General features: G+C 64.0%; 6 protein-coding genes. 5 read left to right on the plus strand and 1 reads right to left on the minus strand.

The annotated features are described in order from the left end of the window. Positions 1–328: 328 nt before the first annotated feature. On the minus strand, positions 329–1,642 hold the full coding sequence (locus I8N66_RS34735; protein WP_291164295.1) for an MFS transporter: 1,314 nt from the start codon (positions 1,640–1,642) through the stop codon (positions 329–331). A 346-nt stretch (positions 1,643–1,988) separates the two neighbouring features. Between I8N66_RS34735 and I8N66_RS34740 the strand changes: the two genes are divergently transcribed. Genes I8N66_RS34740 through I8N66_RS34760 form a run of 5 tightly spaced genes read left to right on the plus strand, consistent with a single transcriptional unit; the run spans position 1,989 to position 7,480 of the window. Further along, complete coding sequence (locus I8N66_RS34740; RefSeq protein WP_291164298.1) at positions 1,989–2,825, plus strand: MurR/RpiR family transcriptional regulator; 837 nt, start codon at positions 1,989–1,991, stop codon at positions 2,823–2,825. A 28-nt stretch (positions 2,826–2,853) separates the two neighbouring features. Then, complete coding sequence (locus tag I8N66_RS34745; protein ID WP_291164301.1) at positions 2,854–3,975, plus strand: ABC transporter substrate-binding protein; 1,122 nt, start codon at positions 2,854–2,856, stop codon at positions 3,973–3,975. Positions 3,976–4,035: 60 nt separating this feature from the next. Next, positions 4,036–5,781 carry an iron ABC transporter permease gene (locus I8N66_RS34750; RefSeq protein ID WP_291164303.1) on the plus strand — a complete coding sequence of 582 codons (1,746 nt, stop codon included), beginning with the start codon at positions 4,036–4,038 and terminating at the stop codon, positions 5,779–5,781. Beyond that, a complete protein-coding gene (locus I8N66_RS34755; protein ID WP_291164306.1) occupies positions 5,778–6,878 on the plus strand; it encodes an ABC transporter ATP-binding protein in 1,101 nt (366 codons plus the stop codon). Before I8N66_RS34750 ends, I8N66_RS34755 begins: the two co-directional genes overlap by 4 nt. Further along, positions 6,875–7,480, plus strand: coding sequence for a histidine phosphatase family protein (locus I8N66_RS34760; protein WP_223727913.1), 606 nt, complete (start codon positions 6,875–6,877; stop codon positions 7,478–7,480). Before I8N66_RS34755 ends, I8N66_RS34760 begins: the two co-directional genes overlap by 4 nt. Positions 7,481–7,523 lie beyond the last annotated feature (43 nt).

Here is a 7,523-nt window from a genome sequence, read left to right on the forward strand (position 1 = left end):
TTGATCATGTCGGGTGAACGGAGCGCGGCGCGCCGCGGCGCCCGCGACCAAAGAAAGATCTGGATAAAGGATCGGGACCGGCACAATGCACCGGTCCCGATGATATAGCTGCTACACTAGCGGCCATGGGATCGACCGCACGTCCATGCTAGAGCGGTTTTCTCGATCAGAAAGCCCGGCTGCATACCCAGCCAAGTTCTCCGCATTCTATCCACCGGTTATGCACAGGCCGATCCTGTCGCAAGACCTTGGAACAGCTCTCAATTTCCTCGGAACTGTGATTTGCGCTTCTTTCGGCCGGAGCGTTCGGCGTTTTCGTCGGCAGACCTCACGTCAGCGACGCAAGACGGGTCTCCGCATCGATCAGGCAGGCGGCGATTGCGGCCACCAACAGCAGCCCCGCAAAGGTGCCGATCGCAAGAGCGAAGCTCTGGGTCACCAGAATGCCGATCAAGGAAGGCGCGAGCAGACCGCCAAGCCGCGCCATGCCACCGGCCGCGCCCATTCCGGTTGCCCGCGACTCCGTCGGATAGAGTTCCGGCGTATAGGCATAGAGCGCGCCCCAGGTACCGAGCAGCGCAAAACTCATGATCAGCAGCGACGCTGCGATGACAGCCGCGCCACTTGCCACGACGAAAAGAAGGCAGCTTAGGGCGGAGAGGAGACAAAAGCCGACCAGCGTTGGCCGGCGTCCCCATGCCTCGACGCCAAAGGCGGCAAGCGCATAGCCCGGAATCTGCGCCAAGGCGATAAGGACGAGGAACCCGTAACCGCGAACGAAGCCGAAACCTTCCCCCGCAAGCCGCGGCGGCATCCAGGTGAAGACGCCGTAGTAGGACACCGAGACGAGGAACCACACGGCCAGGATCAGAAGGCTGCGGCGGCGCAGCCCCCCGGAGAAGATGCCGGCCTTCGACGAGGCCGCAGGAAGCGCGATCGACACCGCTGCTTCGAGCTGAGGCTGGCGATTGGCGACGAGAATCCGGTTGACGATGGCTTTCGCCTCGGCAGCCTTGCCCGCACGAAGCAGATAGAGTGGCGATTCCGGAACGAGGAAACGAAGGCCGAGGCCGAGCACCGCCGGGAGGGCGGTGACGGCGAAGATGTAGCGCCATGCGTCCGTGAGTTCCGAGAGCGCGACGAGCCATGCCGTCACTGCCACGATCAGCGTTCCCACGGCCCAGAACCCTTCGAGCATCACAAGCCAGCGTCCCCGGCTTCGGGCCGGCAGGAACTCCGACATCATGGCGTAATCGACCGGAAGGGTACCGCCGACCGCAGCCCCCGTGAGAAAACGCAGAAGCAGCAGAACACCGAAGCTGGGCGCGAAAATCGACAGCAAGCCGAAGATCGCATCGCAGGCCACGGTGACGATCAGCACCCGCCGCCGACCGATGCGATCGGCCAGCCGGCCGAAACCGACCGCCCCGATCAGCATGCCAAGAAAGAACAGGGTACCGGTCTGCAGTGCCTGCGGAACCGTCAACCCGAAGGTCGCGGCTATGGACGCCGCGGTGAACCCAACGGCCAGAACCTGCATGGCATCCGCGGCCCAGACCAAACCGAAGATGCCCATCAAGCGGTACTGATAGGGGCCGGTACCGGCACGGTCGAGCGCTTCGTTCATCGTGATCGTCGTCATTTCGTCCTGCCCTGCAAATCAACGCGCGGACACTACGTCGGGGGATCGCACTTGAACAGCGCCCCGAAATTCGGAGGACAGACGGGCTGTTGCGCAGGAAGGACGTTTTGCGGCGCCTTGCAAAGATTCTTGTGGGAGAAATCCGAAGTTGCGTCAGCGCGGGCGCCATACACGCAAAGATGGCCTTCAAAGGTCGGTTTTGCGCTCTTGGCATCGGATCGTGGGCAGGCGAACGCGCGCATCCGGATGCCTTGCAGATCCTTGCAAGGTTTCTTGCGCCACTCTTATTGACGGCACGGAAGATTGCAGAAACGATAGATCTTGCAAATGACCTTGCGGGGCCGTCATGACGATACTCGATCGCATTAAGACGCATTCCAGGCGACTTACCGATGCGGATCAGAAGCTGATCACAACCATGCTGGAAAACCGTGCGGAGGCTGCGTTCCTGTCGGGCCCGCAGCTTTCCCAGCGCGCGTCCGTCCACGAGGCCACCGCCACGCGGCTCGCGCAGAAGCTGGGCTACAAGGGCTTTCCCGACCTTCGCGCGCAGTTGCAGCGCGAGGTTCTTGACGATCAGGACGCCGCCAACCGCATGCGCCGGTCAGTCTCGAAGGTCGAGCATGGCGACTACCTGACCGATCTGATTGCAGCCGAAATCACCGCGCTCGAAACGCTCGCCCGCTCGGTCGAACAGGCGGATATCGACAGGGCCGCCGATCTGATCTTTTCCGCCCGTCGCGTCTTCATCTTCGGGCAGGGCCATGCGCAATCGGTGGCCGGCTTCCTGCAGCGCCGCCTCGACCGCTTCGGCATGACCACGATCCAACTGACGGGACGCGGCCGGGACATAGCCGAGCGCCTGGTCAGCATGGAGGCCGGCGATCTCACCGTGGCACTCGCCTTCCGCAAGCAGCCGCAAAGCTACGGCCCGCTGATGCGGCATGCGAGCCGCGTCGGCGCGCAATCGATCCTCGTTTCCGATCTGGCCGGGCCGCTGATGGAACCCGCGGCCGATCTGATGCTCGCAGCACCGAGAGGGCGTTCGGGCAGCGAGTTCCAGACACCGACGATCCCGTTTGCGATCGTCAACGCCATCGTCCTGACGATCGCCGGCCGCCACCAGCGGCAGGTCCTCGGCAGGCTGGAGAAGCTGTCGGAGCTGTTCAACGACTTCGACTGATGGGAATTAATAAAGGGAGGAGCAAGAAATGTTGAAAAGACTGAGCAATGCCGCACTTGCCGCATGTTTCGTACTGCCGTCGATGGCGATGGCGTCCGATCTCGACGGCCTGACGCCACAGCAGCTGCTGCCGCTCGCGCAGAAGGAGGGAAGCGTTACCGTTTTCTCGCTGTCGAGCCGCATCGCCAAGATAGAAAAGGCCTTCGAAGAGGCTTATCCCGGTATCGACCTGATCGGCCTCGACATGAGCTCGACGAAGCAGATCGCTCGCGTCGAGGCAGAGCAGCAGGCCGGCGTGCATGCCGTCGATGTACTCTACATCGCCGATACGCCCGTCGTGTTCACCAAGCTTCTGGAGGGAAAGCGGATCGTCAACTACGTGCCGCCGCGGGTGACGAACGAGCTGGAGGACCGCTTCAAGGCGCCGCTCCTGACCCAGCGCCTCTCGACCAAGGTGCTGATGTACAACGAAAAGGCCTTTCCGGACGGTTCGCCCGTCACCAATCTCTGGCAGCTGACCCAGCCCGAATGGCAGGGCCGCGTGCTGATGGTCGACCCGAGCCAACGCGGCGAACTGCTCGACCTCTTGACGGAGATCGCGTTGCATCCGGACGAGATGGCAGCCGCCTACAAGGCGCAGTTCGGCAAGGACATCGAAGTGGAGGGCGATCTTCAGGGCGCGGGCGAACAGTTCATCAAGGACCTCTTCGCCAACGACCTCATCCTTCTTCCCAACAGCGACGTGCTCAACAAGTCGATCGGTGACGTCAACGCCAAGAATCCGCCCGTCGGCTTCGGCACCTATTCCGACCGCCGCGACAACGAGAAGGAAGGCTGGGCGCTGCAGATCGCCAACAATGTCGAGCCCGCCAACGGCATCCTTTTCCCGGCCGTGCTGACGGTCGCGGACAAGGCGCCCCATCCGGCGGCAGCGCGGCTGCTGATCGATTTCATGTTCGGTGACGACACGCCGACCGGCGGACCGGGCTTCGAGCCGTTCAACGTTCCCGGCGACTACGCAACCCGCAAGTCGATCGCCGATCATCCGGACTCGGTCAAGCTCGGCGAACTGAAAGCCTGGACGATCGATCCGGCAAAGACGGCCGTCGCGCGCGGACGCATCGCCGACCTGATCATCACGCTCCAGTAACGGAAACCGCCTGTCGGCATGCTCTTCACCGGGCGTGCCGGCAGGCGCCGAGGCTCTGACATGACATCCCTATCGATATCCGCACCATCGGGCAGCCGGCTGCTCCGATCGGGCTTCCTCTTGCCGGCTCTCCTCGTTGCCATCGTCGCCATTCTGGTGGTCGCTCCGCTCTTGCGCATCCTCGTCACCACGCTGACGCCCGAGGGGCTTGCGGCGTGGAAGGCGGTGCTCGTCAGTCCGCTGTCGGCCAATCTCTGGTGGTGGCCGCTGCTCAACACCATGATCCTTGGCTTCAGCGTCGGCGCCGGCTGCCTGCTCATCGGCGGCTTCCTCGCCTGGCTGGTCGTGCTGACGGACGTGCCGGGGCGCCGCTTCCTCGGCCTGATGGCAACGTTGCCCTATATGATCCCGAGCTTTGCCGCAGCCCTTGCCTGGGGCACGCTGTTTCGCAACTCGCGCCTTGGCGGTTCGGCCGGTTTCTTCGAAACCAACGGCCTCCCCATTCCCGACTGGCTGGCCTGGGGCCTGATCCCGACGGCGATCGTACTGATCGCGCATTATTATTCGCTCGCCTATACCATCATCGCAGCGGCCTTGAGTTCGGTTGGTGCCGATCTCGTCGAGGCGGGCCAGATGGCCGGCGCCAAGCGCCCGCGCATCTTCTTCGGTATCATCCTGCCGGTCGTCACACCGGCGCTGATCGCGGCCACGTCGCTGACCTTTGCCGGCGCCGTCGCCAACTTCGCGGCACCGGCCCTGCTCGGTCTGCCCGTGCGCATGCAGACGCTTTCCACCCGCCTCTTCGGCATGATCGAGACGGGGCAAAACGAACGTGGCTTCGTCCTCGCGCTACTCCTCATTGCGGTTTCGGCGCTGTTCCTCTGGCTGTCCGATCGCATCGTTTCGGGTCGCAAGGCCTTCATCACCGTGACGGGCAAAGGCGGGCGCACCAAGCGCTTTCCGCTTGGCGCCTGGCGCTGGCCACTCTTCGCCATCGCCGTCGTCATCGGACTTCTGACCACGGTCCTTCCGGTTCTCGTGCTGGCCGCGTCGAGCCTGGCGCCGCAGAGCGGGGCACTCTTTTCCAATTGGACGTTGCATTTCTGGATCGGCGAAGGCGGCGGCGAGATCGCGCAAGGACAAGCCGGAATCTTCCGCAATCCGGTGCTGATCGATGCGATCTGGAACACGATTCGCCTCGGCCTCGTCGTCGCCTTCACGACGATGCTGCTCGGCCTCGCGCTCGCCTATACCATTGTGCAGCGCAAGGGCAGCCTGCTTGCGACGCTCCTCAGCCAGCTCGCCTTCCTGCCGCTTTTGGTGCCGAGCATCGCCTTTGCCGCCGCCTACATCGCGCTCTTCGGTGCGCCGATCGGGCCGCTGCCCTCGCTCTACGGCACCTTCGCCCTGCTGGTCATCGCAGCATCCGCGCATAACCTGCCCTTTGCCGTACAGTCCGGCCGCTCCGTGCTTGGTCAGATCTCCGCCGATATCGAGGAAAGCGCCCGGCTGACCGGTGCGGGCCTGATCCGTCGTCTCTTCGCGATCATCTTTCCGCTTGCGATCCGCGGCCTGTTTGCCGGCGCGATCCTCGTCTTCGTCAAGATGGTGCGGGATCTCTCGCTGGTCGTGCTTCTGTTCACCGCCACCTCGCCGGTGCTCAGCATGGTCGCCTACCGCTACGCAGCCGAAGGCTTCATGCAGTTCGCCAACGCCATCACCCTCGTCATCCTCGTCGTCTGCCTGGCAGCCTCGTTCCTGGCCCATGCCCTGCAGAACCGTGTCCAGAAATGGAAACAACCATGAACGCCATCGCAACCGGCGCCGCGGAAGCCATCAAGATCCGCAACCTCGTCAAACGCTTCGGCGCCTTCACTGCCGTCAAGGACATCAACATCTCCGTGCCCGCGGGTTCCTTCCTGGTTCTTGTCGGCCCCTCCGGCTGCGGCAAGTCGACCCTTCTGCGCATGCTGGCCGGGCTGGAAAGCCCGAGCGAAGGGGAAATCGCCTTCGTCGGGCAGACCGTTTCCAGTGGTGCTGGCGGCGTCATCGCCGACGCCGGCCGGCGCAATGCCGGCCTCGTCTTCCAGAGCTATGCGCTCTGGCCGCACATGACCGTCGCCGGCAACATCGCCTGGCCGCTGAAGGTCGCCAAATGGCGGCGGGAGAAACGGGAAAAGCGCGTCAGGGAAGTGCTTGCGCTTCTCGGCATCGATGCGCTTGCCGAACGTTATCCGGCAGAAATCTCCGGCGGCCAGCAGCAGCGCGTGGCGATTGCCCGCACGATCGCGCCGGAGCCGAGCATCCTGCTCTTCGACGAGCCGCTGTCGAACCTCGATGCCAAGCTGCGCATCGAGATGCGCAGCGAGCTGATGCGCATTCACCGGGCAACCGGAGCGACATCGGTCTATGTCACGCATGACCAGGTCGAGGCCATGACCATGGCGACCCATGTGGCCGTGCTCAACAATGGCCGGGTCGAACAGTTCGGCAAGCCGATCGATCTGCTGCGCAACCCGCAGACCACTTTCGTTGCGACCTTCCTCGGCACACCGCCGGCAAACCTCATACCGGTCCATCGACTGGATGACAGGCTGCACTTCGGCGAACTGGCGCTCGCGCCGGCAAGCCTTGCGGCCGGCCACGACGCAGCGCAACTCCTCTATCGCGCCGAGGATGTCAGCGTCGGCTCGGTCGCCGGGGCACCATCTCTCACGGCCCGTTTTGCCGAAGCCGCGCCGATTGCCGGACGCACCATGGTGACGGCGATGGTCGGCGAGCTGCGCGTCACCGCAATGGCCGACGGTTACTTCACCGCCACACCCGGGGAAACGATCCCCCTTTCCTTCATTCGCACACCCGATGCGGTTTTCGCCGCGACCGGAGAAAGGATCCATCAATGAGGCTCATCCTCATGCGCCACGGCGAAACCGAGTGGAACGCCGAGCAACGCCTGCAAGGCCAGGACAACTCGCTCCTGTCGGAGCGCGGCGTCGCACAGGTCAGGCGGTTTCGCCCCTATGCCAAGGCATTGAAGCCGGTTCGCATCATCGCCTCCGATCTCGGTCGCACCCTGCAGACGGTCGCGCTCATCGGCCATCCTGATGCACCGACCGACGAGCGGTTCCGTGAGCTCGACATGGGTGAGTGGACCGGGCGGCGCAAGCCAGATCTGATCGCCGAGCGCCCGGAGGAATATGCCGCCTGGCGCGCCGGAACCTTCACCCCGGCCAATGGCGAAACCTGGGGCGCCTTTCGCGGACGCGTGGCCGAAGGCGTGCACGACTGGATGTCGCGCACCGAGGGGGACCTTTTGATCGTCGCCCATGGCGGCGTCGTCCGCGCCGCCTGCCACGAGTTCCTGGATCTTCCTCCGTCGCGCGTCGTTCCCGTGACGCCGGGGACGGCCACGATCCTGCATTTCCCGCGGCGCGGCAGCATGGCCGCGCAGCTCGAAGGCTACAATATCGGCTCAGTCGCCCCCGACGAATCCGTCGCCGACTGACGCTTGCGACGAGGGCAGTGATATGAACTCCGGAACTTTGGTT

This window comes from Ensifer sp. SSB1 (assembly GCF_016652895.1).
Lineage (GTDB): Bacteria > Pseudomonadota > Alphaproteobacteria > Rhizobiales > Rhizobiaceae > Ensifer.